The organism is Rhodococcus coprophilus NBRC 100603 (assembly GCF_001895045.1).
In the GTDB taxonomy this organism is placed as follows: Bacteria; Actinomycetota; Actinomycetes; order Mycobacteriales; family Mycobacteriaceae; genus Rhodococcus; species Rhodococcus coprophilus.
Genome location: NZ_BDAM01000003.1, coordinates 433,047 through 458,290, shown reverse-complemented (window position 1 = coordinate 458,290; position 25,244 = coordinate 433,047). Strand labels below are relative to the sequence as shown.

23 protein-coding genes are annotated in these 25,244 nt (G+C 66.6%); 10 read left to right on the top strand and 13 right to left on the bottom strand.

What is annotated here, in order from left to right:
- Positions 1 to 151: 151 nt before the first annotated feature.
- The 4 genes from imuA' to RDCOP1_RS07995 are packed head-to-tail and all read left to right on the top strand — an operon-like array spanning position 152 to position 4,229.
- Positions 152 to 925: a DnaE2-dependent mutagenesis accessory factor ImuA' gene (gene imuA' / locus RDCOP1_RS08010; protein WP_072699690.1), complete on the top strand. Its 774-nt coding sequence runs from the start codon at positions 152 to 154 to the stop codon at positions 923 to 925.
- Position 926: 1 nt separating this feature from the next.
- Positions 927 to 2,513, top strand: a complete 1,587-nt coding sequence (locus RDCOP1_RS08005) for a DNA polymerase Y family protein (RefSeq protein WP_072699546.1) — start codon at positions 927 to 929, stop codon at positions 2,511 to 2,513.
- A 15-nt stretch (positions 2,514 to 2,528) separates the two neighbouring features.
- Positions 2,529 to 3,290, top strand: coding sequence for an alpha/beta fold hydrolase (locus tag RDCOP1_RS08000; RefSeq protein WP_072699545.1), 762 nt, complete (start codon positions 2,529 to 2,531; stop codon positions 3,288 to 3,290).
- A gap of 24 nt (positions 3,291 to 3,314) precedes the next feature.
- Entirely contained in the window at positions 3,315 to 4,229 is a 915-nt protein-coding gene (locus RDCOP1_RS07995; RefSeq protein WP_072699544.1) for an exodeoxyribonuclease III, read from the top strand.
- A 14-nt stretch (positions 4,230 to 4,243) separates the two neighbouring features.
- Here RDCOP1_RS07995 and RDCOP1_RS07990 read toward each other — a convergent pair whose 3' ends face one another.
- Genes RDCOP1_RS07990 through RDCOP1_RS07980 form a run of 3 tightly spaced genes read right to left on the bottom strand, consistent with a single transcriptional unit; the run spans position 4,244 to position 7,753 of the window.
- Complete coding sequence (locus tag RDCOP1_RS07990; protein WP_072699543.1) at positions 4,244 to 5,011, bottom strand: hypothetical protein; 768 nt, start codon at positions 5,009 to 5,011, stop codon at positions 4,244 to 4,246.
- A gap of 4 nt (positions 5,012 to 5,015) precedes the next feature.
- Positions 5,016 to 7,451, bottom strand: coding sequence for a WXG100 family type VII secretion target (locus tag RDCOP1_RS07985; protein WP_072699542.1), 2,436 nt, complete (start codon positions 7,449 to 7,451; stop codon positions 5,016 to 5,018).
- Entirely contained in the window at positions 7,448 to 7,753 is a 306-nt protein-coding gene (locus RDCOP1_RS07980; protein WP_072699541.1) for a hypothetical protein, read from the bottom strand. Before RDCOP1_RS07980 ends, RDCOP1_RS07985 begins: the two co-directional genes overlap by 4 nt.
- Positions 7,754 to 7,833: 80 nt before the next feature.
- Between RDCOP1_RS07980 and RDCOP1_RS07975 the strand changes: the two genes are divergently transcribed.
- Both RDCOP1_RS07975 and RDCOP1_RS07970 read left to right on the top strand, forming a co-directional pair.
- Positions 7,834 to 8,364 carry a hypothetical protein gene (locus RDCOP1_RS07975; protein WP_072699689.1) on the top strand — a complete coding sequence of 177 codons (531 nt, stop codon included), beginning with the start codon at positions 7,834 to 7,836 and terminating at the stop codon, positions 8,362 to 8,364.
- Positions 8,365 to 8,393: 29 nt separating this feature from the next.
- A complete protein-coding gene (locus RDCOP1_RS07970; protein WP_072699540.1) occupies positions 8,394 to 9,317 on the top strand; it encodes a ferredoxin family protein in 924 nt (307 codons plus the stop codon).
- 44 nt (positions 9,318 to 9,361) lie between these two features.
- On the opposite strand, the gene RDCOP1_RS07965 is transcribed toward RDCOP1_RS07970, so the two are convergent.
- The 8 genes from RDCOP1_RS07965 to RDCOP1_RS07925 form a co-directional block, all read right to left on the bottom strand.
- A complete protein-coding gene (locus RDCOP1_RS07965) occupies positions 9,362 to 11,350 on the bottom strand; it encodes an SDR family oxidoreductase (protein ID WP_072699539.1) in 1,989 nt (662 codons plus the stop codon).
- A 53-nt stretch (positions 11,351 to 11,403) separates the two neighbouring features.
- Positions 11,404 to 13,527: an MMPL family transporter gene (locus tag RDCOP1_RS07960; protein ID WP_072699538.1), complete on the bottom strand. Its 2,124-nt coding sequence runs from the start codon at positions 13,525 to 13,527 to the stop codon at positions 11,404 to 11,406.
- 801 nt (positions 13,528 to 14,328) lie between these two features.
- On the bottom strand, positions 14,329 to 14,649 hold the full coding sequence (locus RDCOP1_RS07950) for an ArsR/SmtB family transcription factor (RefSeq protein WP_072699688.1): 321 nt from the start codon (positions 14,647 to 14,649) through the stop codon (positions 14,329 to 14,331).
- Positions 14,650 to 14,686: 37 nt separating this feature from the next.
- On the bottom strand, positions 14,687 to 15,145 hold the full coding sequence (locus tag RDCOP1_RS07945) for an SRPBCC domain-containing protein (RefSeq protein WP_072699536.1): 459 nt from the start codon (positions 15,143 to 15,145) through the stop codon (positions 14,687 to 14,689).
- A gap of 119 nt (positions 15,146 to 15,264) precedes the next feature.
- On the bottom strand, positions 15,265 to 15,798 hold the full coding sequence (locus tag RDCOP1_RS07940) for a hypothetical protein (RefSeq protein ID WP_072699535.1): 534 nt from the start codon (positions 15,796 to 15,798) through the stop codon (positions 15,265 to 15,267).
- Positions 15,799 to 16,024: 226 nt separating this feature from the next.
- The gene (locus RDCOP1_RS07935; protein WP_072699687.1) at positions 16,025 to 17,068 is read right to left on the bottom strand and encodes a Rieske (2Fe-2S) protein; all 1,044 of its coding nucleotides are present in this window, start codon (positions 17,066 to 17,068) and stop codon (positions 16,025 to 16,027) included.
- Between the two features lie 5 nt (positions 17,069 to 17,073).
- On the bottom strand, positions 17,074 to 18,645 hold the full coding sequence (locus RDCOP1_RS07930) for an FAD-dependent oxidoreductase (RefSeq protein ID WP_072699534.1): 1,572 nt from the start codon (positions 18,643 to 18,645) through the stop codon (positions 17,074 to 17,076).
- Complete coding sequence (locus RDCOP1_RS07925) at positions 18,642 to 18,830, bottom strand: hypothetical protein (protein ID WP_143152185.1); 189 nt, start codon at positions 18,828 to 18,830, stop codon at positions 18,642 to 18,644. Before RDCOP1_RS07925 ends, RDCOP1_RS07930 begins: the two co-directional genes overlap by 4 nt.
- 188 nt (positions 18,831 to 19,018) lie before the next feature.
- Here RDCOP1_RS07925 and RDCOP1_RS07920 point away from each other — a divergent pair, with 188 nt between their 5' ends.
- The 4 genes from RDCOP1_RS07920 to RDCOP1_RS07905 all read left to right on the top strand — a co-directional run bounded on the left by RDCOP1_RS07920 (position 19,019) and on the right by RDCOP1_RS07905 (position 24,254).
- Positions 19,019 to 19,501, top strand: coding sequence for a nuclear transport factor 2 family protein (locus tag RDCOP1_RS07920; RefSeq protein WP_072699532.1), 483 nt, complete (start codon positions 19,019 to 19,021; stop codon positions 19,499 to 19,501).
- A 1-nt stretch (position 19,502) separates the two neighbouring features.
- Complete coding sequence (locus RDCOP1_RS07915; RefSeq protein ID WP_072699531.1) at positions 19,503 to 20,426, top strand: SDR family NAD(P)-dependent oxidoreductase; 924 nt, start codon at positions 19,503 to 19,505, stop codon at positions 20,424 to 20,426.
- Between the two features lie 104 nt (positions 20,427 to 20,530).
- A complete protein-coding gene (locus tag RDCOP1_RS07910) occupies positions 20,531 to 23,791 on the top strand; it encodes an error-prone DNA polymerase (protein ID WP_072699530.1) in 3,261 nt (1,086 codons plus the stop codon).
- 154 nt (positions 23,792 to 23,945) lie between these two features.
- Entirely contained in the window at positions 23,946 to 24,254 is a 309-nt protein-coding gene (locus RDCOP1_RS07905; RefSeq protein WP_072699529.1) for a rhodanese-like domain-containing protein, read from the top strand.
- Positions 24,255 to 24,342: 88 nt separating this feature from the next.
- Here the strand turns inward: RDCOP1_RS07905 and RDCOP1_RS07900 are convergent, their stop codons facing one another.
- Entirely contained in the window at positions 24,343 to 24,807 is a 465-nt protein-coding gene (locus RDCOP1_RS07900) for a tRNA (cytidine(34)-2'-O)-methyltransferase (protein WP_072699528.1), read from the bottom strand.
- A 139-nt stretch (positions 24,808 to 24,946) separates the two neighbouring features.
- Positions 24,947 to 25,087, bottom strand: a complete 141-nt coding sequence (locus RDCOP1_RS21460) for a hypothetical protein (RefSeq protein WP_169619887.1) — start codon at positions 25,085 to 25,087, stop codon at positions 24,947 to 24,949.
- Positions 25,088 to 25,244: the final 157 nt, after the last annotated feature.

The window sequence follows — 25,244 nt, the reverse complement described above, 5'->3', positions numbered from 1 at the left end:
GTGGCCGGTCGCTCACTTGACGGCGAGTGACGGCATCGGGTCTACTGGAAATGTTCGAATGGATGTTCGAATACGAATTCGAGCTGGGCCACGCCTTCCCCGTGGTCGGCCGGTCGTGTGCAACGCGGCAGGCGGATGACAGGGGTGCATGTTGGGTGAGGTAGCCGAATTTCCGGTCGGTGGCGGAGCGAGCCAGGAGCGGACGCGGCAGATAGAGGCGCTACGACGACGGATCGCCGCCGTTCCCTCACGCGGCGAGGTCTCCCGGCCGACGCCGGTGTCGGAACCCGTGGAGGTCGCGTCCCAGGGTGTGCTCCCGGTACCCGCACCACTCGCCGACCTGCTGCCGCACGGCGGTCTCGTCCGCGGCAGCGTCGTCTCGGTGTCAGGTGCCGCGTCCCTGTTGCTGGGGGTGCTCGCCTCGGTGACCTCGTCGGGCGGCAATGCCGCGGTGATCGGCCAGCGGCGGCTGGGATTGCTCGCTGCCGCGGAAATGGGTGCCCGGCTGCAACGACTTGCGGTGATCCCGGATCCCGGACCGGATCCCGTCGAGGTCGCAGCCGTCCTTCTCGACGGGATGGATCTCGTCGTTCTGGGGTTGGGTGGCAACTCTGTCCCGCCGTCCCGAGCACGTGCTGTCGCGGCCAGGGCGCGGAGCAAAGGGGCTGTCCTGATCGTCACCGACGGGCAGTGGGAAGGGGCACAGATCCGGCTCGAAGCGCAGGTCAGCGGTTACGAAGGGGTGGACGGTCCCGGACTCGGGAGGCTGTGCGGGACGCGGCTGTCGGTCCGGGCGCACGGCCGGGCGTTTCCTCTGCGCACCACCCAGGTCGATGTATGCGCCGAACGCAGCAAAGTGCTGTGGGAGTCCGGTAACCCCCGTCGCATCGGTGGCGATGCCGGACGAGGACAGGTGGCGCAGTGAGATGGGCGGCGCAGTGAGTACCTCCGGGCAGGCTCCCGGCAGGGTGGTCGCCGTGTGGTGTCCGGACTGGCCGGCGGTGGCGGCAGCGGCGGTCGCTGATCTGCCCGCGACCACCCCGATCGCGGTGGTCGCCGCCAATCGGGTGATCGCGTGTTCTGCCACCGCGCGCGCCGCAGGGGTGCGACGTGGCCTGCGCCGTCGGGAAGCGCAAGCGAGATGCCCGGAACTGCATGTGGCACAGTCCGATACCGACCGTGATGCAATCCGGTTCGAATCGGTGGTATCCGCGATCGACGAGGTTGCTCCGGGGGTGGAAGTGTTGCGTCCCGGTCTGGTGGTGCTGGCAGCCCGCGGTGTCGTCCGATGGTTCGGCACGGAGGAGGCGGCGGCGGAAAGGCTGGTCGACGCGGTCGCTGCGGTCGGAGTCGAGTGCCAGGTCGGCATCGCCGACGAGTTGTCCACCGCGGTGCTCGCAGCGCGGCGCGCCACCCTGGTTCCAGTCGGTGCCGGCGCCGGATTCCTGGCGCCGCTGCCGATTTCGGAACTGGCGGTGGAACCTGCCCTGGCAGCCCCCGAACGCGGTGAAACGGTGGATCTGTTGCGTCGGCTGGGGATACGCGCGATCGGAACGTTCGCCGCCTTGACCCCGGCCGAGGTCGCCTCCCGGTTCGGTTCCGATGCGGTCGCCGCGCACCGGAGTGCCCGGGCCCTGCCCGAACGCCCGCCGTCGGGACGGTCGATCCCTCCCGACCTGGTGGTGGAGTACCCGTGCGATCCTCCGATCGAACGGGTGGACGCGGCCGCGTTCGTCGGCCGCACGCTGGCCGGACTCCTGCACGTACGCCTTGCCGCGGCGGGCGTGGCGTGCACGCGGTTGCTCGTCGCCGCTCGCACCGGAAACGGCGAGGAGCACACCCGCACGTGGCGCTGTGCCGAGCCGTTGACCCCGGAAGGGACAGCCGACCGGGTGCGATGGCAACTCGACGGATGGCTCACCGGCCGCAGTGGCTCCCGTCCCACCGCGGGAATCGTGCTGTTGCGTCTGGAACCGGTCGAAGTGGTGGCCTCCGGTGCGTTGCAATTGGGCCTGTGGGGTGGGGTGGGAGACGAGGACGAACGGGCCAGGCGAGCCCTGGTGCGCGTCCAAGGGCTTCTCGGCGGCGACGCGGTGCAGGTGGGGGTGCTCAGCGGTGGCCGCGGTCCGGGTGAACGCGTCGTACTCGTGCCCGTGGGCGAGGAGGCCGTCCCGACGTCGGATCCCAGCGCGCCCTGGCCCGGTCGGCTTCCTCCACCCGCCCCCGCCATGGTCCTGCAGGAACCGCCCCTCATCACACTGGCCGACGAATCCGGCACGCCGGTGACGGTCACGGAGCGCGGGGTGCTCGACGGACGACCGGCCCGATTGCGATGGGGAAGTCGCAATTGGACGGTGATCGGATGGGCGGGACCCTGGCCGGTGGACGAGTACTGGTGGGATCCGGCGTCGGCGCGGAATGTCGCCCGGCTCCAGGTGCTCCTCGACGGCTCCCGCGCACTGCTCGTCGTCTACGGCGCCGACGGCTGGCGGGTGGAAGGGGTCTACGACTGAGTAGGCTCGGCGGACGTGGACAGCCTCCTGCGTACAGCCGAACCGAACGGTGTCGTGGTTTCGTATCGCGAGACCGTGCCGTCCGGCCGCGCGCATCCTGTTCCGGTCGTGCTGGTGCACGGACTCGGCGGTGACAGTCGCACCTGGACCCGTTTCGCCCGGGTGCTGGCGAGGGCAGGGCGGCGCGTGGTCGCCGTCGACCTGCGGGGTCACGGCCGTAGCGGCCGCGCCGCGTCGTACCGGTTCCACGACTTCGCCGACGACGTCGCGGGGTTGTGCGCCCACCTCCGATTCGACCTGATCGATCTCGTCGGCCATTCGCTCGGAGGGCACACCGGCTCACTGATGGCGCAAAAGCACCCGGGGCTCATCCGGCGTCTCGTGCTCGAGGAGGCACCGTTGCCGTTGCGAGCGGGCGATCCGGTTCCGCGCATTCCCGTCGCCCGTCCCACGCCCGCCGAATTGTGGCACGCGACCAGCAGCATGATCCTCAATCCCCGCGCCGTTCTCGCCTTCGACCGGTCGATGACCGAGACGGTGGTCGGCCAGTTCCACACTCCGAATCCTCAGTGGTGGCAACAGCTTCCACATGTCCGGTCTTCGACCATGTTGCTGCGCGGTGTGCGCCGCGGCAGTCTGGTCGACCCGAGGTTGCTGGCCGCGGCGCTGTCGTCGCTTCCGGACGGAACGGTGCGGGAGATCGGGTGCGGCCACAGCATCCACCGTGACCGCGCCGAAGACTTCGCGGCCGCGGTCGTGCCGTTTCTCATGGACTGAACCCGGTCCCTACACTGGTTCTCCGTGCGTATCGCGACCTTCAATATCAACGGTATTCGTGCGGCGCAGCGACGCGGATTCGAAGATTGGCTCCGTGAGCGCCAGCCCGACGTGGTTGCACTGCAAGAAGTGCGCGCTCCTGCCGCTGCTGTTCCGCCGGGAGTATTCGGCAAATATCACTTCACCTACGAAGAGGGTGTCATTCCGGGCCGCAACGGCGTCGCGGTCCTGACGATGGACCCTCCCGCCGCGGTACGGACGTGGAGCGGGACGGCACTGGTGCGGGCTCCCGGTGAAGATCACAGCGACACGATCACCCTCGAGCGCGGACCGCTGGCCCGTGGACTGAGGGAATTCGCAGACGAAGGCCGCTATATCGAGGTCGATCTCGCGGATGCGCCGATAACCGTCGCGTCGCTGTATCTGCCGAAAGGTGGCATCCCGGCACACCTGCAGAAACCTGGCCGCATGAGGGACGAACCGGACGGCGGGATCCGGTATGCGCGCAAGATGCGTTTTCTGGACGCGTTCGCTCGACAACTGACGCGATCCCGCCGTGAGGCGCGCGCACGGGGCAGAGAACTGCTGTTGATGGGTGACCTCAACATCGCCCACACCCGGTACGACGTCCGGAACTGGCGGCGCAGCAATCAGGCCGAGGGATTCCTTCCGGAAGAGCGGGAATGGTTCGACTCGCTGCTCTCGCCGCGCACCCTCGTCGACGTCGTCCGCACGCAGTACCCGGGTGTGGACGGCCCGTATTCGTGGTGGTCGTGGATCCCCGGATCGTTCACACGCGATGTCGGGTGGCGGATCGACTACCACCTTGCGACACCGGGATTGGCCCGAACCGCTGTCGCTGCGGGCACCGACCGGGAACCCGCAGAGGATCGCCGGATGAGCGACCACGCACCGGTCGTCGTGGACTACGACATCTGATCCAGCAATTCGGGTCAGGGACCCTCGACGCGCTGTGGCCATCCGGGAACGGAAGGTTGGGCAACGGGAGGAGTCTCGAGAGGCTGGTCGCGGGCGAAACCCCCGTTGCTGGGCGGATGGTCCAGGATGCAGTAGTCATTCAGTGCTCGATCCTCGGGTTTGCTGAGAGCGAAGAAGTCATTCCCCACGCTCGTTCCGAGACGTATCTCCCAGCCCTCGAAGACATTCCAGGACGGGTGGGACGTACGGACCGCCGTATTCACCTGAGGAGCCGGCACATTCCAACCGGTGCGGGTGATGGCGAGAACGCGGGGATGGCTGAGTGCGTAGCTGCTCGTTTTCCACGCGTCACCTGTGGGTACGGCTGTCTCGGATTCGTCGGTGCAATAGGCGACGAGATATGACGGGCGTCCGAATCTATCGGGGAGTGGACGCACCTCGAAGACGTGATTGTTCACCGTCCCGATGCGAGGGTAAGTGCGTCCGCCGTTGTCGAGAAGATATGGCACTGTCTCTGCGAATCCTTCATAGGTCGATTCGAGCCGGCCGGTGATTTCGTAGAACAGTTCGGATTCTCCGAACGCCCGTGCAAGGAGAACTTCGGGTGCGTCCAGGTCGATGCCCGGAACTGCGGTCCAGCGGACTGAAACGTCGTCGATAGCGACCCACTCGTGGGGTTGTGGTTCGGCAACACGCGTGTTGTCAGTGTGTTCTGTCGGCGTGCCGCACCCCGCCGAGAGTGTCAGGAAGGCAGCGGCGAGTATCGCTGTTGTCTGGTGCATCGTCTCAGTTCGAAGTGAAGTGAACGGTGGGAGCGACGTCGTGGTAACTCCGCCGGTATTCTTCCGTGTAACGATTGAGATAGTCAGATCCGAACCCGTTCTCCACGCCATCCTCGATGAGTGTGTGCACCCTCTGAGAGCTTCGCGTCGAGAGCGGATCAGGATTAGTCGAGAGCCTGCCGTCGTCCGCCAATATGCCTGCGTCGGTCAGAGCGCTGATCGCTCTTGGGCTCTCGGGTTCCCAGTTGGTACCGACCAGCAACCGTGCGATCCGGACATCGTTTTCCGCAGTCAGCTGCGCCTCGTTCACGGTGAACGCGAAATCTTCCGCCGGCGTTTCCGGAATCGTGAAGGTGTCGCGAACACCCGGGTTGAGCATGTCCATAGTCATGCCGACCGTGAAGTTGGCGGGAACGAACGACGCGACCGCGTTGCGCATCATCGTGTAGCCGGTGTCGTAAGCCTGGCTGCGGCGTTCGGCAACCGTGTTCGCGATGTTCTCCTGGTCCCGAGACTGTTCGACGGCGGCGGCGTAGATGCCGGTGTCGACGAGTGCCTGGATGTGGGCCGCGTTTCCGGCGGCCGCGGTATCGGGGGATATCTCACCCCACTTGTCGGGCTCGATGAGGCTGCGAACGAACGCGCGATCGTAGGTTTCGTGGAACGCAAGGGCGCCGCCCATGAAGGTGGTGTTCGCGTCGGTTCCCGTCGACATGAGGGCGAACACACGCTGAGCATGGGCAAAACGCTTGTCGCCGGCGTCACTGGATTCTGCTGCACGGTGACCCCACTCGCGGCTGTCGGTGTCGATGCCGGCGAGGTGGGGGATGTACCCGACGAGGCCCTGACTCGTCGCGTGCAGCAGCGCAGGATTCACCTCGCCGAGGTTCGCGGTGTCGGGCCCGCTCATGTCCATGAAGCGTGAGTAGTTTTCACCGTCCGAAAGGTATTGCGCCAGTCCGAGAGCCGCACGGTCCGCGCGGTCGCGGCGTTCCGTGTCGAGCGAGCCGGTCTCGCCGTGCCCGGCGAGGCTCTCCTCCGTCATCCACGATGTCAGCCGGCCGAGCGAGGCGCCGTCGTCGTTCCACTCGTGGACGAACAACGGCGTGAGGATGGCGTCGCGTCGAGTCTCGGGACTGCCGTCGCCGTCGAGGTCGCCGGTGAGGATACGAGCGTTGGTCTCGTTGTTCCGGGTGCCGACGTCGAGCATGGCTTCGCCGAGTCCGATCGGGAATGCGTACGACGCGGAGGCGATTGCCGAACGGCCATCGGAGTCGGAGAGGCCCACTTGTATCGCTGCGGATTCGACGAGTTCTACTCCGAGCCGAGTGCCGGGGATACCTTCGGCGCCGGCTACTCGTCCCCAGAACTCGTTTTGGACGCCGAGGCGCTGGGCGTAGTGGTTTCCCGGATCGCGCAGCATCTCGGCGTGTGCGCGGGCGGCCGCGCCCGGATCGGCTTCCAGCCGGGATCGCTCGAACGGCGAAAGCGAGCGCAGGTAGTCGTCGAGAGTCGCCGGTGCGGAGTCGGCCGGATTCAACTGCACGAGGGCGCGAACGTCCGGCGGAAGTCTGTCCCAGCCACCGCTGTGTCCGTCGCCGTCGACGATGTTCTCGTTCGACAGAGTGAGGATTCCGGCGCTGAGTGCCCGCCCCGCCGCCACGGCCTGCGGGCTGCCGTCCTCGTCGAGTGCGTTCTGCAAGAGAAGGAATTGTTCGGCTCCACCCCGGTGATACAACTCTTCGAGGTATCGGATCGCCCCGGTGGGCAGGTGTGTGACCTCTCTGCCCGTCGCGAGATCGGCGAGGGAGTCGGTGTCGAGGCCGGCAGCGGTCAGGTTGGCCAGCAATCGCCCGACCTCGTCGCCGTCGAGTTTTCCGTCGTCGAAGATGGCCCGGTCGCGGACTGCCTCCTCGGGGGAGAGCGGCGCAGGTTTGGGAGTGCTCGCGATGAGATCCGCAACGATCTCCCGGAGGATTTCTGCATAGTGATCGTCCAGTTCGCCGAGGGTGACCAGCGCGCGCCGGATCGCCTCGGCGTGCTCAGTGGCGGCGTCCTGGGTTGCAGCGGCCGAGTCGTCCGTGTGGCGGTCGGCTTTCACGCCGCTGTCGTCGACAGTGAAACCCGCCCGCTCGGCGTTCGCGATCGCATTGCGCACCGCCAGAACCGACCAGGTGAGCGCGGTATCGGCGCGGCGGAGTTGGTCGGCGACGTGCCGCAGATGCTCGACGACGGCCACGACGGAGCGACGTTCCGTGTACAGGTGTTTCTCCGCCGCGTCTGCTGCACGTCCTTGCCAGGACTGCCACAGCGTGCCTGCGGTGTCCGTCAGAGCGCCGCGTTCGTTGTCGAGGTGTGCAGCAACCGTGTCGACGGCTTTTGCTCTGTCGTGGAGGACGGCGGGCGTCCAGTTGCGGACACCGGTGATCGTGGGGATCACTCGGGAACTGCCTGCGCCAATCCGGCGGCGAAGTACTCGTCGGTGTTCTCGTAGTCCGCGGCGACCCGGTCGATGGTGTCGGACGTCGACCAGGCGCGGTCGGCGAGGAGTGACACTGCGCGTTGCGACGCGGACTCGACTGCTGCGAGTGCCTCGACGACCGCGGCACCGCCCGGGAAGCCCTCGGCTGCTCCCACCGAGATCGAACGGGTGTCGATACGGCCGATACGGCCTGCAATTCCCTGGAAATCCTTTGACAACGACAATAATTCGTCGATGTCTGCCCTGATCGTATCCGCCATCGTCCCCCCAGACGTTCGGTAGCGCGGACACCATAACGCACAAATCCGACACCGGGGGTGTGAGCGCTACCATCATGGGCATGGCACTGACCGAATCGGATCGCCGGCTCATCGGATCGTCGCTGTTGTTCCTGGCGTCCCAGGCAAACATGGGCCGCGTCCTCGGCCCCACCGCACTCACCGTCGGCACGATTCAGGCCACTTTCTCGGCGGACAAGTACCGGAAGATCCTCGACAACCTGGGTCCGGACGAGATCAGCCGGTACCGGCGGCACTACTACTGGGACATGGTGCATCCGTTGACGTTTGCCATCGCGCTCCGGGACGGTGCCCGTGCCCTCGATCATCACCGTCCGCTGGCACCCCGCACACGCAGGCTCCTCGCCGCCGCACCCGTGATCGCTGCGGCCGGGGATTACGCAGAGAACATCACCGGGCTGTACCTGCTCGACCATCGCAACCGCATCGACGATACGACCGTGCGCGCCGCGACGACGATCAGCCTGACCAAATGGGTGCTGGCCCTCGGCTGCTTGGGCTACCTCACGCAAGGTTTTCTGCGGGTGTGGGGGAGAGCAGGACTGCGGCGGGTGCGAGGAAACAGACGCTGATCGGGGAAACGCGCCAGGGCGCCGGTTCCATGAGCGAGCCGAGTGGCGACAATGAACCGGTGACGATCGCTGCGACAACCTGCTCCGCGCTGTCTGCCATCGACGAGCCGTTGCCCGGCACTGCCGCAACTGCGCCCGGGTACGTGTGCCTGGAAGTTCCGTCCGGGTGGGGACGGGACGTTCTCGACGGTTCGGCGCTCGGCGCGGAACTCGCTGCCGAGATCTCCGCCCGCGCGGATGCGGCGGGTGTGCGGTTCATGTTCATCCGCCGACCGGGACGCGACATCGTGCGTCCGACCCGGACGGTGCTGCTTGCCCGCACCGAGCCCGGCAACACGTGGTGTGAGCGCCTCGAAATCGCGAACCCCGACGACCTGCTCGACCTCGTGCCGCGCGTGGTGGCCGGGCCTCCTCCCGGTCTCGGCACTGCGGTCGGCGAACCGGTCGTGCTCGTCTGCGCCCACGGCAAGCGGGACCGATGCTGCGCTGTGCTGGGCCGCCCGGTTGCGGCAGCGCTCGCCGACGAATTCGGTGACGCGGTGTGGGAGTGCTCGCACACCGGGGGACACCGCTTCGCACCATCGATGATCCTGCTGCCCACCGGCTACACCTACGGTCGCCTCGACTCCGTACAGAGCGCAGAGGCGGTGCGTGCCGCGACAACCGGCCGGGTATACCTCCCGGGCCTCCGTGGGCGCAGCACGTGGGACGCGGCGGGGCAGGTGGCAGAGATCGCGGTCCGCGCGCTCACCGGCACCGACCAGCTCGACGAGTTCACAGTCGACGACAGCGCTGTGCCGGTCGTGCATCACCGTGACGGCCGGGCGTGGCGGGTGGACATCGAGAAACGTGATCTGCCGCCGCGGCCTGCGAGTTGTGGGGCTGCACCCAAGCCGGTGCGTCCGGTGGTGGCGACCCGGGCGACGCTTATCGGGGTATTCGACCGCGGGTGACCGCGTACGCAGCCGTGGGCGCCGAACACGGTTGTCCGGAACGACTACCAGTGCACGCCCGGAACGAGTCGTCCGATGCGGCGCAGGGTTGTGCCGCCGGTCAGCGCCGGAAGCGCGCCGAAAAGAGCGGGTGGAGTCGGTTTCCGTTCTTCGGTCTCACCTCGTGCTGCCCCGGAATCCGATGACGTGTGGTGGAGCCGGGACCGGACGCGATTGGCGGTCGACGGGGCGAAGAGGCTCCCGAACTCGGCGAGGGTCGAGACCGGGACGTCGATGCGCGTGGGTCTTTCGATCAGGGCGCGCACGACCATCGCCGCTGCTGCTTCGGGACTCGCGGCGGGTGCCTCGGTGTACTCGTCGGTCGGTGCGATCATCGGAGTGCGCACGAGCGGCATCCGCACGGTGGTGAAAGTGATCCCGTCGCTCAGTGTTTCACCGGCCGCGACTTCGGCAAATGCTTCCAGCGCGGCTTTCGAGGCTATGTAAGCCGCGAACCGCGGCGTGCGGGCGGGGACGCCTGCGGTGGTGATGTTCACGATGTGCCCGAAACGTCGTCGGCGCATGTGGGGAAGCAATGCCAGCACCAGACGGACGGCACCGAAGTAGTTGACGGCCATCGTCCGTTCGAAGTCGTGCATCCGGTCTGTCGAGTGGTACAGCGACCGCCGAATCGATCTGCCGGCATTGTTGACGAGCATGTCGACGTGCCCGTGGTCGGCCAGGAGCGACGACACGGTCCGTTCGACCGATGCGGCGTCGGTGATGTCGCAGGGATAGGCGTACGCGCATCCGTCCCCAGCGCGGATCTGCGCGACCACGGCGTCGAGTTCTTCTTTGCGGCGAGCCAGGAGGAATACCCGCGCACCGCGCTCCGCGACGGCGAGCGCGGTCGCCCGGCCGATACCGGAGGAGGCGCCGGTGACGATCACATGCCGGTCGACCAGTGGGCCGCGAGGGTCGTCCCGTCGTGAGCGGTCGGGATCGAGGTGCTCGCTCCAGTACCGCCACAGCGCCGGTGCATAATCGGCCAGGTCCGGAACTTCGATACCGCTGTCGTACAACACTTCCCGGGTTAGCGTGTCGTCGAACACGGTCGGGAGTGTGAGATGGTCGAGCATCACCGGCGGGATGCCGAGGCGGTCGAGCACCAACCGCCGTGCGGTGTCGAGACCGGGCACAACGGTCGACGACAGGAGTTGCCGAACGAGACCACCGGGCACGGTGGCGACGGGAACGGGTGCTCCCGCTGCGGAAGCGAACGCCGCGAACACTTCCCGCAGCGGCTGTGGACGGGGTGACACGAGGTGGAAGGCGCGACCGTCGAGCCCGGGCCGGTGCACGAGTTCGACGATCGCAGCGGCGACGTAGTCCACGGGCACCAGGTTGGTGTCGCCCAGATCGGGTACGACGAGGGGCAACCCGGAGGGCAGTGCTCCGAGTCGCGCCAGCGCGGGGAAGAAGAAGTACGGGCCGTCGATCTTGTCGATGGCACCGGTGACGGAATCGCCGACGATCGCGGACGGGCGGTACGTGCGCCAGCGGATGTCGCTCTTGCGCACTGTCTGCTCGGCCTCGAACTTGGTGCGATGGTAGGGCGTCGGGAACCGCTGTCCGAGGTCGAAATCGTTCTCGGTGAAGGTGCCGCGATGGTCACCGGCGACGGCGATCGACGAGACGTGATGCAGTGTCGCGTCGAGTCGCCGCGCCAGCGCGACGACCTTCTCGGTGCCGTCGACGTTGGTGGCGGCCTGCTCGTCCCCGGCGGTCAGGTCGTAGATCGCGCCGAGGTGGATGATGTGATCGGCCTCGGGAATCGCCTCGGGTTCGACCCCGAGGTCGCTCGCCGTCAGGTCGCCGACCAAGGCATGCAGGCGCGCTCCGCTGGGCATCGACCCGGCGAGCGCCTCGAACTTGGGAACGGATTCGCGGCGAACCAGGACGTGCACTTCGGCGTCCGGCCTGGTGGCGAGCAGTCGTGCGAGGACGTGCCGGCCGAGAAATCCTGTTCCGCCCGTGACCAGGTAAGTTGCCATGCCCGAGAACCTACTCTGAAGTAAGTAGCGTGGCCGGAAATCCGGGTCGCGATCTAGTGGCCCAGCCCCACCTTTTCATGAATTCGCTTCATCCACGCCGGCGCCCACCAGTTCGCCTCACCCATGAGCTTCACCAGAGACGGCACCAGAAGCATCCGGATGATCGTCGCGTCGATGATCAGCGCGATGATCATGCCGATGCCCAGGAACCGCATGATCGACAGACCGGAGATCGTGAAGGCGCCGGTCACCACGATCAGCAGCAGGGCGGCCGCGGTGACGACCCGGCCGGTCCGCGCGGTGCCGTATTCCACGGCTTCGACGGTGGTTGCACCCGCCGCGCGGGCCTCGACCATCCGGGACATGAGGAACACCTCGTAGTCCGTGGAGAGGCCGAACACGACCGCCAGGATCAGGACCACGAATGTCGGCTCGAGCGCACTCGGCACCACCCCGATCCACGAGGCGCCGTGTCCGAGCTGAAACACCCAGGTCAGTACGCCGAACGTGGCAGCCAGGCTCAACCCGGCCATCAGCACAGCCTTGACGGGCAACACCACCGAGCCGAATGCGAGGAACAACAGCACCAGGGTGGACGCCACCATGATCGCGATCATCCACGGCAGAGCGTCGGCGATCGCGGCGTTCGCGTCGTCCACGAGCGCGCGGCCACCGCCGACCAGCAGGTCGGTCCCGTCGGGTGTGGGAACGGCACGCAGTTCGTCGGTGATGGCACTCGCCCGGGGGGTTCCGTCGACTCCCTGCGCGTAGAGCGCCTGGAGCACCGCCACGTCGCCCTCCGAGCCCACGGTGACGGTCTGTTCGATGCCGTCGACGGACGTCGCCGCGCGGGATACCGCTCGAACCTCCTCGGGCGACGGGGTTTGTCCGTCGTCGCTACGAAGTACGAGGGTCGCGCCGTTCCCGCTGCTGGAGAAGTCATCGAGGAGTTTCTGGGTGGCGGCGCGCGCGGGACTGTTTTCCGGCAGCGCGGTGTATTCGATCTCGCCGAATCCGGCTTTCAGAACCGGGGTCGCGATCACCAGCAAGCCGCCGGTGATGACGACCGCGATGATGGCGGGCCGTCGCATCACCTTCCGCACGACACCGCCCCAGAAACGCACGGCTCGGGCCTCGCTACGTACCGAGGCTTCCCTGTCCCAGGTCCAGGCATTGATGCGGTGACCGAGCAGTGCGAGCACGGCCGGCACGGCAGTGAGCGACAGGACCGCGGCGCTGAACACCGACGCCATGGCGCCCAGTCCGAGCGAGCGCAGCACCGCCTGCGGGAACACGAGCATGCCCGCGAACGCGCAGATGAGCAGCGCTGCGGAGAACATGACAGTGCGTCCGGCGGTGAACATCGTGCGCTTGGTGGCGGCGACGACCTCGGCGCCGGCGTTGAGCTCTTCACGGAATCTGCTGACGATGAACAGGCCGTAGTCGATCGCGAGGCCCAGCCCGATCAACGAGGTGATGTTCAGCGCGTACGAGGACACGTCGGTGAACATCGTGAGCAACCGCAGGGTCGCGAGCGAGGAGAAGATCGCGAGGACACCGACGAACACGGGCACCGCTGCGGCAACGACCCCGCCGAAGATGAACACCAGCAACAACAGCGTCACCGGAATCGCGATCGCCTCCGAGACGATCAGATCGTGTTCGAGGGTCGAGGTGAATTCGACGCCGACTACGGCTCCGCCTGCGAATTGCGAGTCCACCCCGGGGACCTCGAGCATCTCGAGGACGGTCGGAAAGTTCGCGTTCGTGACCCCTGAGTTCTCGCCCAGAATGATCGATGCCGCGACACTGCGTCCATCGGTGGAGACCAGGAGCTGGTCCATCGGGGGAGGTGCCGTCCAATGGGTGGTGATGGACGTGACCGGAACATCCTCGGCGAAGGAACCGAGCGTCTGCTCGACGTCGTCTCGGATGTCGTCGATGGTCTCGCCCTCGGGAGCGGTGTACATCGCGATGATGTCTGCGGTCTGCGGCCCGAAGGTGTCGTAGATGATCTTCTGGGCCTGCATGGATTCACTGTCCGCCACGTAGTAGCCGGTCCCGGAGAGTTTTCCGAACACCCCCACTCCCCAGATTCCGGCAGCGAGGACAATCAACAAAACCGCGGCGAGAACCCACCGACTTCGGGTCACCACGATGTCGGCCCAGCGGTTCATGCACACTCCCGTTTCGGTTGCCTCGGTTACCGAACGGCAACTGTACTGGCGGGAGAATCTGGGTCCGCAGCTGTACCACTCACGAGGTACCGGAGGGCCGCTCGCGGGAGAGAGAAGAAGGCGGACCGACGCGCCCGATGCCTCACGGCGTCTCGCGCAACGTGGCTCCAGCCGGACGGTATTCCACGAAGGCCATTCATACTGGCTCCGGGGCGTACTGACGCGCCGATCCATGCGATTCCAACACAGCGGGTTCGGGAAGTATTCCCCGGTTCGTTTGGGCAGGTCAGCTGCCGTGTCGACGAACTGGGCCATCACTCCGTCGTCCTCGTGCCGCAACAGGTGGCAGTGGCATATGTACGGCATGTCAGGGTCTCGGTCGAGCCTGCCGACCCGCGGCGCACGACTATCTCGGCGCGCTCACCGGGAGAAAGCTGAACGCTGCTCACGGGCGTGGGATGTTCGAGCAGGCCACCGTCGCTGCCGACAAGGTCGAAGGGCATGCCGGACGCCCACGAGAAATTGAACACTCGCGCCGTCGACGCGTTGACCAGAACCGGACTCGTCCGACGGTGTCGACATTCGCACTCATCTATGTGTAGGCCACGGCGGAGGCATTGGCCACAGCCGCCACCAGTGCGACGGCGAAGGCCGCAACGAGGTCCCGGAGCAGACGTTTCATACATCCATGGTTGCCCTCGGCGCGATACGGCACCTCCGGTTCGGAACCGGATCTTGCCCGGGAGGACAACCCCGAAGATCAACCTCGCCGCAGTGGCAGCTTCCGGACGCAGCCTGTGCTCAACGTGGGCGCTCCGCCGCCTTCTTGACTGCGGCGAGCCGCCGGTCCCATCCCGACCCCACGGCTTCGAGCGTCCTGCCCACCGCACTCAACCGGGAGCCTGCTGCGGAGAAACGGACTTCGCGGCCGACGCGCTCCGATGTCACCAGGCCGCAGTCCTCGAGGATCGACAGGTGCTTGGCGATGGCCTGGCGTGAGACGGTGAATTCACCTGCCAGCCCGGACGCGGACGCGGGGGAGAGGCCGAGTCGCTGCAGCAGACGCCACCTCGTGTCGTCGGAGAGTGCTGCGAATACGCGGGTCGGATCGGCCGCCCGGATCGTGCCGGAGTCGTTGCGTTCGTCGGACGATTCCGAGTCACTGTGCGGCAACGGATTTTCCGCTCTCGAGGTACTGGCGTGCCAGATCCAGTTCCACGGTCCACCCTTCGACATTTCCTTCGTATCGGGTGCGGCGTTCGGCGGAGTCGCCGGGAAGCGACTCGAATCCGGTTTCCGTCACCTGCAGAACGGTCGAGGACTCCGAGACGGCATCGATCCGGAACTCGACGAGTGTGGACGGACTGTCGGGGTTCGAAGCGTCGGACAGCCAGCGGAACGCCGCGTAGTGCGGTTCCTTCAGCGTCTCGGTCCGAAATGCGAAGGCGCCGTGGACCGGATCGTGGACGACAGTGAGGTCGCCGTCGCGTTCGAGTCGATGTTCGGTGATCGCGTGGTCGTTGATGTACCAGCCGGGCTCCGCAATCAGTTCCCATACGCGTGCGGCCGGGGCTTCGATAGTGATCTTCCGTTCGATGCGGTCGAGTTCGTCGGTCATGACTGCTCCTCGTTCGATGCGGCCGGAGGTGATTCGATAAGACCGGAGTGCAACTCAATGGTTGCACTCCGGTCGACTCTCGGCAACCCTTCGGTTGCAGGTAGCGAGAAAATGTCAGGTCATGACCGTGAGATGACGTCGATGGTGCCCTGGCAGACGGCGTTCTGCGGGTTGACGAACCACCACCCCGCGCCGGTTTGCAGCGTGACGGTGAAGTCGATGGTTCCCGCACCGGTCAGGGTGCGGTTGACCGGAATGCTGGGCTTCTGTTTCCAGGCTTCCTGATCGCTCACGCTGCGACCGGACTGTCCGGTAGTGGTGTTGCGCCAGTCGACGAGGACCTGTGTGCCGTACCAGTTCGGTCCGATGCTGGGGATCAGACCGCCGGGGGGAGTGGGCAGTTCATTGCCGCCGCTGAGCAGAATGGAAGGTATGAACTCTCCCACGCCGCCGGGGCGGGACTCTCCTGACGAGGCAGTGACGGTCCAGGTGAACGGCGGTGCCCAGAAGAGGGGGTTGGCGCTCGCGCACGTCATGGTGGTGGAGGTGGGGGCGGCCTGCGCTGCACCTCCGCTGCCCACGATCATCGCAAGTCCCATCCCCGCCGCCGTGAGTACAGATGCACTCACGCGACGAAATGTTCGTTCGGCCATGTAAATACTCCAATCGAGTCGAAGGCGAGAGAACTCCCCGTTCATACCGGATTAGTGAGCGCGCCGGTGTGCATTCGTCGAACTACGGTCTGTTCGACGAATCGTGGTCCAGGGAAATCCGCAGCAGGAGAGACAATTCCGTGGTCGCCGCGAATCGGGTGAAACTCACCGGCCGACAGGAGAACTCGTGACGACCCGATTCGGGTTCTCGCCTCGGCTCGGCCCTTCAGGTCGGCGGCCGAGGGCGGGTTGTGTGATCGGTTCGGGTGCGTTGCAGGTAACGCCTTTCGGCGTAAGCGAGGTCGTCGCGCCACAGACGTCTGGCCGCACCGCGAAGCATCGGAGTCAGGGCGCGCTCCACACGGCGTGCAGTGGTGAATCCGTCACGGGGGGAGTAGGCGATGACGGCCTCGATCACAGCGGTGCGGGGGCGACCGTCCGGGCCTGGCCCCAGAGGTGTTGCGTGCGTTTCGATGACACTGCCGGTGCCTTCACCGTCGATGATGCGCATGACGACAGTGCGGGGTTCTGGGCTGGTGAACTCGGCGAGGACCGGGACGCCGATCCGGCCGGCGACGCGGAAGGTCACGGCGACGACGAAACGGTCGTCCTCGTCACCGGTTCGGTCCCGCGTGGGCGCCTCGACGACCTCGAGATGAGCGAAGGAATAGGGGTGGAACCACGCACCGTGCCACGGGTCGAGACGATTGGCGACGATGTCGGCCGGTTCGCAGACTCCGGTGAGGGTTGCTACCGCCGTCAGGTGGGCGTCGGCAGGTGGCCTCGCCGGGACGACAGGTGTATCCAGCGGCGATTCTCCGCCGATCCGGTCGAGGCGGACCCACGTGAGGACCCCGTCGTCGTGACTGGGATAGAGCGGCCACCCGCGTTCGCCGTCAGGCCCCAGACGTAGACCGTGCCATCGGCATACCAGTGCGCCGCAGTCGAGAACTGCCGACGCCAGGGGCGCGCCGAGGTGGGGGCAGGCGCCGGGACCGACGCGAAGTTGCCGCCCCGAGTCGCGCCAGGCGACGAGTTCGACGCCGGCGACGGTGGCGGCAGTGGGGCGATCGGTGCGAATGTCGCTGCTGGCCGCGAAGACGTACCAGTTGCCGGAGGGCTGCTGCTGCGTTCGATCGAGGATCGTCCGGATCAGGCGAGGGTCGGCGGCTCGATAGGTCGGCTCCTGTTTCGTCCAGGTGCTCGGCGCAACGGGTTGCAGCGGCCAGCTGTGCGGCCACCGCCGGTACAACGGTTCCAGAATGCTCATCACGGTCAGCTTTCTTGAGTCGCCAGTCGCCGGAGCAGTGCCGACCGGCCTCGGGTGGGCACGGTGTACAGATCGTGGCCGCGAATACCCCATTGGCCGAGCAGGTGATTGGCGGCCGACCAGCCGGTGGTGGCGGCCCGCTCCATCAACGCCACCGGCAGGTCGATTCGGATTCCGTCCCCGGCCAGCGCCAATCCGCGGTGCGGAGTAGCCACGGTGGGCCGCTCGGCGAAGTCTCCGGGACCGAGGCGGGGGCAGTCCCGCCGATACAACAGCCGTTCGCCGAGGACGCGGGCCTGGGCGGTTTCGGGATACAGGGCGTGCAGTCGCGCGACGATCTGCTGTTGCAGTGCATCCCGGTCCGGGTCGGAGGCCGGGGGCTCGGGCAACGCGTAAGCGTGGAGTTCGACCACCGAGCCTCCGTGCCGTTGCGCCCATTCGCGGGCCTGGCGTTCGTAGCGGTCGACGATGCTGATGTTGTCGAGTGGGTGGAGACTGCCGGTGCCGAGAAACGCCGGGCGGTCGTCGTCGACGGGCCGGTCGAGCCAGAGCCGATGTACGAGGAATTCGGGTGCAGCGTCCAGCTTCCCGATCCTGGTCTGCCAGGCGGTGTCGCCGAGGGTGGGTGAGGCCGCCACGATCCGACGGAGTGCAGTGGCGTCGGTGGCCAGAACCACTCCGTCGGCATCCATGCTCGCACCTGTGGTGTCGAAGAGCCGAAACGGGGGACCGGCGGTGGTGTCGACGGTCGAGATGGCGACACCGGTGTGAAAGCGCACGGTGCCCGTGCGGGACGGGGTCGGCTCGGCCGTCAGGTATTCGCGCAGCGGCAACCACAGTTCGTCGAAATTGGTGTCGGCCACGTCGAAGAGCAGGCCCTCGCTCGAGCCGAGGAAGTAGATGTGGAACATCGTGGCCAGCTCCGCAGCCGACATCTTGCCCGGTTCGGTGAAGAAACTGCGTGAGAACACCTCGAACGCGAGGTGCCTGGCGGCGGGTGGGAAGTTGATCTGCTCGAGAAACGTTTCGGCGTCGAGGTGGTCGAGCCGATGGTAGATCTCGGGAACCGAGACGGCGGCCAGCGGCGCGGCGGCTCGCGGATCGACGCGAATCAGGTCGAGCAAGCTGAAGGTGGGGCTGCGCAGTGCGAAGCCGAGTGCGTTCCACGGCGGTGTGCGGGGAAGACCGCGGAAGCTGTCTCGTCGACCGGATGCATCGATCAGTGGGTAGTCGTCGAGCGCGGTCAGGACCCGGAGTCCGGGGTCGCCGCGGCGCAGCAGTGCCCGCAGGTTGTAGTACTGCCGGAAGAAGGCGTGGAATCCACGGTTGACCGCGACCGGGGTGCCGTCGGCGAGGTGATCGGTCCAGCCTCCGACCCGCCCGCCGATGTGGTCTTCACGTTCGACGACGTCCACATCCACGCCGCGTTCGGCCAGGCCGGTGGCCGCTGCGAGCCCGGCGATACCGGCACCGACGACGACTACGTGTGGGCGCGCCGGGAGCAGTGCGGCGTCGTCGAGACCAGGGGGTGCGCAATGCCGCACGCGCCGCGGATCGACGTGGGGGCGGGTCGTCATCGGGGTCCGGTGTCGCCGAGGGCAGGAAGGCCTGGGCCCGGAGCATCCTCGGGGGAGCAGTGACGGTCGGGGATCAGCACCGGGCACCGGGGGCGATGGGTGTTCTGGGAGTCGAGGACGTCCGACCCGGGGATGATCCGGTCGGCTACTTCGTACCGGGGGCGGGTCCTGGAAGTCGTGGTCATCGGGCGGTCTCCCTCCGGGTGATCTCCGTCGCCGGTGCCGCGCACACCCGCGAACACAGCCAATCACGACATCGGGTCGGCCATGCCCGAACCGCGGAGACAAGCACTCGGTGGAAGGTCCGAAGAATGCGAATCTGTGCCAGGATGGCCCAGCCGACCACGCCACAACCTGCACGGGGGTTCCACGCATGCCGACCATCGAGGATCGATTGGCGCGACTCGAAGCCCTCGAAGAGATCCGGATGCTCAAGCACCGTTATTTTCGCGCCTGCGACGCGAAGGACCCCACCGGTATGCGTGCGTGCTTCGTGGCAGAAGGCGCCGACATCTACTACGGCCCGGCGCTCGGCAGCTTCGACGACGCAGACGGCCTGGTGGCCGTGTACTCCCGGATCGCGCTTCAGCGCGTCGACGATCGATTCGTCGTCCTCGATATGCATCACGGGATGCATCCCAGTATTCGCCTCACGAGTCCGGAGACCGCGACCGGTGAATGGACGTTGCGGTTTCGCCAGGTGGATATGAGCGCTCGGACCGAACGGGTCACCGCACTCGACTACGACGACGACTACGTGGTCGAGGACGGCGAGTGGAAGATCTCGAAGTGTCATGTGCGCGTCCTGTGGTCCATCGAACGCGCTCTGACCGACGACGTGAAAGTGGTGCAGTGACATGACGGAAGCCGACATGACGGGAGCCGACATGACGGAAGCCGACATGACGGGAGCCGACATGACGGGAGCCGACATGACGGGAGCCGAAGCAGTTCGGAAGGTGGCTCTCGTCACCGGCGCCAGCCGAAGTGTCGGCAAGGGCATCGCCTGCGCGCTCGGATCCGCCGGCTGGACGGTCTACGTCACGGGCCGCGGACCCGTCGGTGTGGACGGGCCGTTGGATCGCACCGCAGAGATCGTCACCGAGCGTGGTGGTCACGGCATCGCGGTGCAGTGCGATCATCGCGACGATTCCCAGATCCGCGATCTCTTCGCTGCCATCGCCCGCGAGCAGAACGGGCGGCTCGATGTGCTCGTGAACAACGTGTGGGCCGCCCCGAAAGGTTTCGCCGGTTTCACCGAGCCGTTCTGGCAGCGCCCCGTCGAGGACTGGGACAGCCTCGTCGGTGTCGGCCTCCGCGCTCACTACGTGGCCTCGGTGGAGGCGGCCCGGATGATGGTGCCGCGAAGCACCGGAATGATCGTCAACATCTCGTCTTTCGGTACGCGCGGTCACCTGCACTCGGTGCTGTACGGAATGTCGAAGGCGGGCCTCGACAAGATGGCTGCCGATATGGCGGTGGAATTGCGTGGCACCGGCGTCACCACGCTGTCGCTCTGGCCGGGGCTGGTAAAGAACGAGGCCATGCTGGCTCGCGGACTCGACAACTTCCAGGGTTTTCCGCTGGCCGACGCCGAGACTCCCGAGTTCGTCGGTCGCGTCGTCGTCGCGCTGGCGTCGGATCCTGAGGTGAACCGCCGAAGCGGCTCGACACTCATCACGGCGGAGACGGGACCGGAGTACGGAGTTGTGGATGTCGATGGGAATCAGCCGATTTCGCATCGAGCTTTTTTCGGTGGCGGTCCGGTGTTCGGAGGCTGAGGGCACATCAGCGACATAGGCACCACCGACCGACGCTGCGCTTCTACCAAGTATCGAACATACGTGCGATAATCTGGGTGGATACATGCAGCTGGAGGTATTCCATGGGATGGGGAAACGGCCCACCGACCTGGTCGGAGATGGAACGTGTCCTGTCCGGCCGCCCCGCACCCGGCACCTCCCGGCGCGATCCCGTCCACCCCGGAGACGGCAACGACAGCCCGGCATGGAGTCGCACTCGAGGTGAGTACGAAGGCAGCGCTCGGCCCCCCGACGGCCCGTTGGTGCCCTATGCGGAACTGCATACACACTCGGCGTTCAGCTTCCTCGACGGCGCTTCGACCCCCGAAGAACTCGTCGAAGAATCGGTGCGCCTCGGTCTCGAGGCTCTGGCGATCACCGACCACAACGGCCTGTACGGGGCAGTGCGCTTCGCCGAAGCCGCGCGGGAACTCGACATGCGGACGGTGTTCGGGGCGGAACTGTCGCTCGACGACGCCCATCTGCTGGTGCTCGCCCGCGGCCAGGAGGGATATCGCCGGTTGTCACGGCAGATCGCCGATGCGCACCTGGTCGGTGGGGAGAAGAACGAACCCCGCTACGACTACGACGCGCTCACCGAGGCTGCGGGCGGTCACTGGCAGATCCTCACCGGGTGCCGTCGAGGGCATGTACGCGGTGCTCTCGACCGCGGTGGTGCGGGAGCAGCCGAAGCCGCTCTGCTCGACCTCGTCGACCGGTTCGGGCCCGACCGCGTCACCGTCGAACTCACCTGGCACGGAGATCCTGCCGACTACGAATGCAACGCCACACTCTTCGAACTCGCGAAGCGGCACGGGATTTCGTCCATAGCCAGTACGGCGGCACATTTCGCGCAACCCGGTCGCCGGCGCCTCGCCATGGCGATGGCCGCCATTTCCGACCGGCAGAGCCTCGACGACGCAGCGAGTCGCCTCCCGCCGACCGGAGGCGGACATCTCCGATCCGGAGCCGAGATGGCCAGGCTGTTCGCGGCCTTCCCCGGTGTCGTGCACACCGCGGCGGAACTCGGCCGGGAATGCGCCTTCGACCTGCGCCTCATCGCCCCGAAACTGCCCCCGTTCGACGTGCCCGAGGGACACACCGAATTCACCTGGCTGCGTGCCCTCACCTATGCCGGCGCGCGTCGCCGGTACGGTCCTGCCGAGCGGAACCCGGCGGCCTACCGGCAGATCGAACACGAACTCGGCATCATCGGCAGTCTCGGTTTTCCCGGCTACTTCCTGGTCGTCCACGACATCGTCGAGTTCTGCCGGGCCAACGACATCCTCTGTCAGGGAAGAGGTTCGGCCGCCAACTCCGCGGTCTGCTACGCCATCGGCATCACCAACGTCGATCCCGTGCGCAACAGCCTGCTGTTCGAGCGGTTCCTGTCGCCCGAACGCGACGGTCCACCCGATATCGATCTCGATATCGAATCCGACCGGCGCGAAGAGGCCATCCAGCACGTCTATGCGAAATACGGCCGCACCCACGCCGCGCAGGTCGCCAACGTCATCACCTACCGAGGCAGATCCGCAGTGCGGGACATGGCGCGAGCCCTCGGTTACTCGCAGGGACAGCAGGATGCGTGGAGCAAGCAGATCAGCAGATGGGGAGGGGTGAGCGTCGAAACCGACGTGGACATTCCTGCCCCTGTGCTCGATCTCGCGGAACAGATCGAAGGGTTGCCACGGCATCTCGGGATCCATTCGGGCGGCATGGTGATCTGCGACCGGCCCGTCTCCGATGTCTGTCCTGTCGAATGGGCGCGGATGCCGGGACGCACCGTCCTGCAATGGGACAAGGACGATTGCGCGGCCGCGGGACTTGTGAAGTTCGACCTTCTCGGATTGGGCATGCTCTCCGCGTTGCACTACATGATCGACCTCGTCGCCGAACACGAAGGCGTCCGGGTCGACCTCGCACAACTAGACCTGGCCGAGGACGGCGTCTACGAGATGCTGCGCCGCGCCGATTCGGTCGGCGTGTTCCAGGTCGAGTCGCGCGCGCAGATGGCCACCCTGCCGCGCCTGAAACCGAGGCACTTCTACGACCTCGTCATCGAAGTGGCGCTCATCCGGCCCGGGCCCATCCAGGGCGGGTCCGTGCATCCGTACATCCGTCGGCGCAATGGCCTCGAACCCGTCACCTACGATCACCCCTGCCTCGAACGGTCGCTCGAACGCACCCTCGGCGTCCCGTTGTTCCAGGAACAGTTGATGCAGATGGCGGTCGACGCTGCCGGGTTCACCGCGGCCGAGGCAGACCAGTTGCGGAGGGCGATGGGATCGAAGCGGTCGCCCGAGAAGATGGAGCGTCTCCGCGGCCGTCTCTACGAGGGGATGCGCGAGTTGCACGGCATCACCGGTGCCGTCGCCGACGGCATCTACGAGAAATTGCACGCGTTCGCGAATTTCGGTTTCCCCGAAAGTCATTCACAGAGTTTCGCGTCGCTCGTCTTCTATTCCGCCTGGTTCAAACTGCATCATCCCGCCGCCTTCTGCGCGGGTCTGCTCCGGGCGCAGCCGATGGGCTTCTACTCGCCGCAGTCGCTCGTCGCCGACGCGCGTCGGCACGGAGTGATCGTGCACGGTCCCGACGTGGGAGTGAGCCTCGCACATGCCACGGTGGAGAACGCGGGGAAGGAAGTGCGGCTGGGTCTGGCGTCGGTGCGCCACATCGGCGACGACCTGGCCGAGCGCATCGTGACCGAGCGGCAGGAGAACGGCCCCTACACCTCGTTCCTGGACCTCACCGCCCGGATCGAGTTCACCACTGCGCAGGCCGAGGCGCTCGCGACGGCGGGAGCGCTCGGCAGGTACGACGTGACACGGCGGGAGGCGCTGTGGGCCGCTGCTCCCGCGGCCACACAGCGCCCGGGCCGTCTGCCCGGCGTCGGAGCGACCGCCGTGGCGCCGTCGTTACCGGGCATGAGTGCGCTCGAACTCGCTGCTGCCGACGTCTGGGCCACCGGGGTGTCCCCGGACAGCTACCCGACACAGTTCCTGCGCGAACGGCTCGACGCGCTCGGCGTGGTTCCGGCGTCGCGACTGCTCGACGTTCCCGACGGAACGAGGGTGCTCGTCGGTGGGGCGGTGACACACCGGCAGCGACCCGCGACCGCCGCCGGGGTCACGTTCATCAACCTGGAAGACGAAACGGGCATGGTGAACGTGGTGTGTTCGGTCGGTCTGTGGGCGCGTTACCGAACGCTTGCGCACACGGCGTCGGCCCTACTCGTTCGTGGACGGCTCCAGAATGCCGACTGGGTGGTGACGCTCATCGCAGATCACCTCGAGCCCATGGACCTGAGGATGCCGGGAAAGTCGCGCGACTTCCGCTGACCTCCACCCGCCGACGGCACATACCGGGTGCCTCGGCCGTCGGTGGCTGGGTCGCGCTACCGTGATGGCGTTCCTGATCGTGTGCGTGGAATCGGCTTCTGCGGTGCTCATCCGGAACACCCGACGAAAATCCCTACCGAGAGGACCCGCACCGATGCGTGAGGTCGACCTGGCTACCTTCGAGTCCGCACGCGCCGACGGAGCACCCGTCATCGATGTGCGCGAGCGCGACGAATACGCCCAGGTGCGCGTGCCCGGGGTCACCAACATCCCGCTCAGCGAGTTCGTCGCCCGAATCGACGAGATTCCCGCGACCGGGACCGTGTACGTGATCTGCGCAGTCGGTGGACGCAGCCTCCAGGCTGCCGACTACCTCGCGGGACGGGGAATCGACGCGGTCTCCGTCGCCGGCGGCACCGACGGGTGGGCGCGTTCCGGCCGGCCCACCGAGAGCGGCGCATAGCCACATCGCGGAGACGGTCCGACAGGACGGCGGTGGCCGGGCATCCCGGAGATGCCCGGCCACCGCCGTTTCGAGATGTGCGGACGGGTCAGACGCCGCCCTCGAAGCCGTTCTGGCGCCAGGCTTCGTAACTGACCACCGCGGCCGCGTTCGACAGATTCAGCGACCGCCGCCCCGGCAGCATCGGGATACGGACCTGTGATGTGACGTGCGGGTCGGACAGGACGTCGGCCGAAAGCCCCGTCGGCTCCGGTCCGAAGAGCAGTACGTCGCCCGGCCGGTATTCGATCTCTGCATAACCGGTGGTGCCGTGAGCGGTGAAGGCAAACACCCGCTCAGGCTTCAACGCGTCCCATGCCGCAGCAAGATCAGCGTGGACAGTGACCGACGCGAGGTCGTGGTAGTCGAGACCGGCGCGCCGCAGTTTCGGCTCCGAGAGATCGAACCCGAGTGGCTCCACGAGGTGCAGTTCGGCGCCCGTCGCGGCAACCATCCGAATGGCGTTGCCGGTGTTGGGCGGAATGCGTGGTTCGTGGAACATCACTCTGAACATAACCAAGGAAAGATAGCATCACGACGGCAAACGTTCGGGGTTCGGGGAGGTCGCGCCTCGATGGTGGCAGGGGCGCGACCGCCGCCGATTCGCCCGCAGAAGACGGATGTTGCCGGACGGCGGTGTGATGCGCTGCCGACTAGAAGGATCCCCCCAGCAGGAGGTGGATCACCGCAAACGGCATCCCGAGGAAAGCAATAGCGGTGAAGAGCGCGGACTGTATCGGCTCTCCTGCGACATACCCGTCGCCGATCCATTGCAGGATTTCGACCGAGCCCATGGTGTTCCTCCTGTTTTCGGTTGTGTGTCAACGGGATTGTCGCACCTACACGACAATCCGTTACGGATCGTGTATCGGTTCCGGTCTGTGGTTTCGCTGATGGGGTGCGGTGCGGAGGTGGTCGGATGACCTCGTCCGTCGGCTTGAGGGTTGGAAT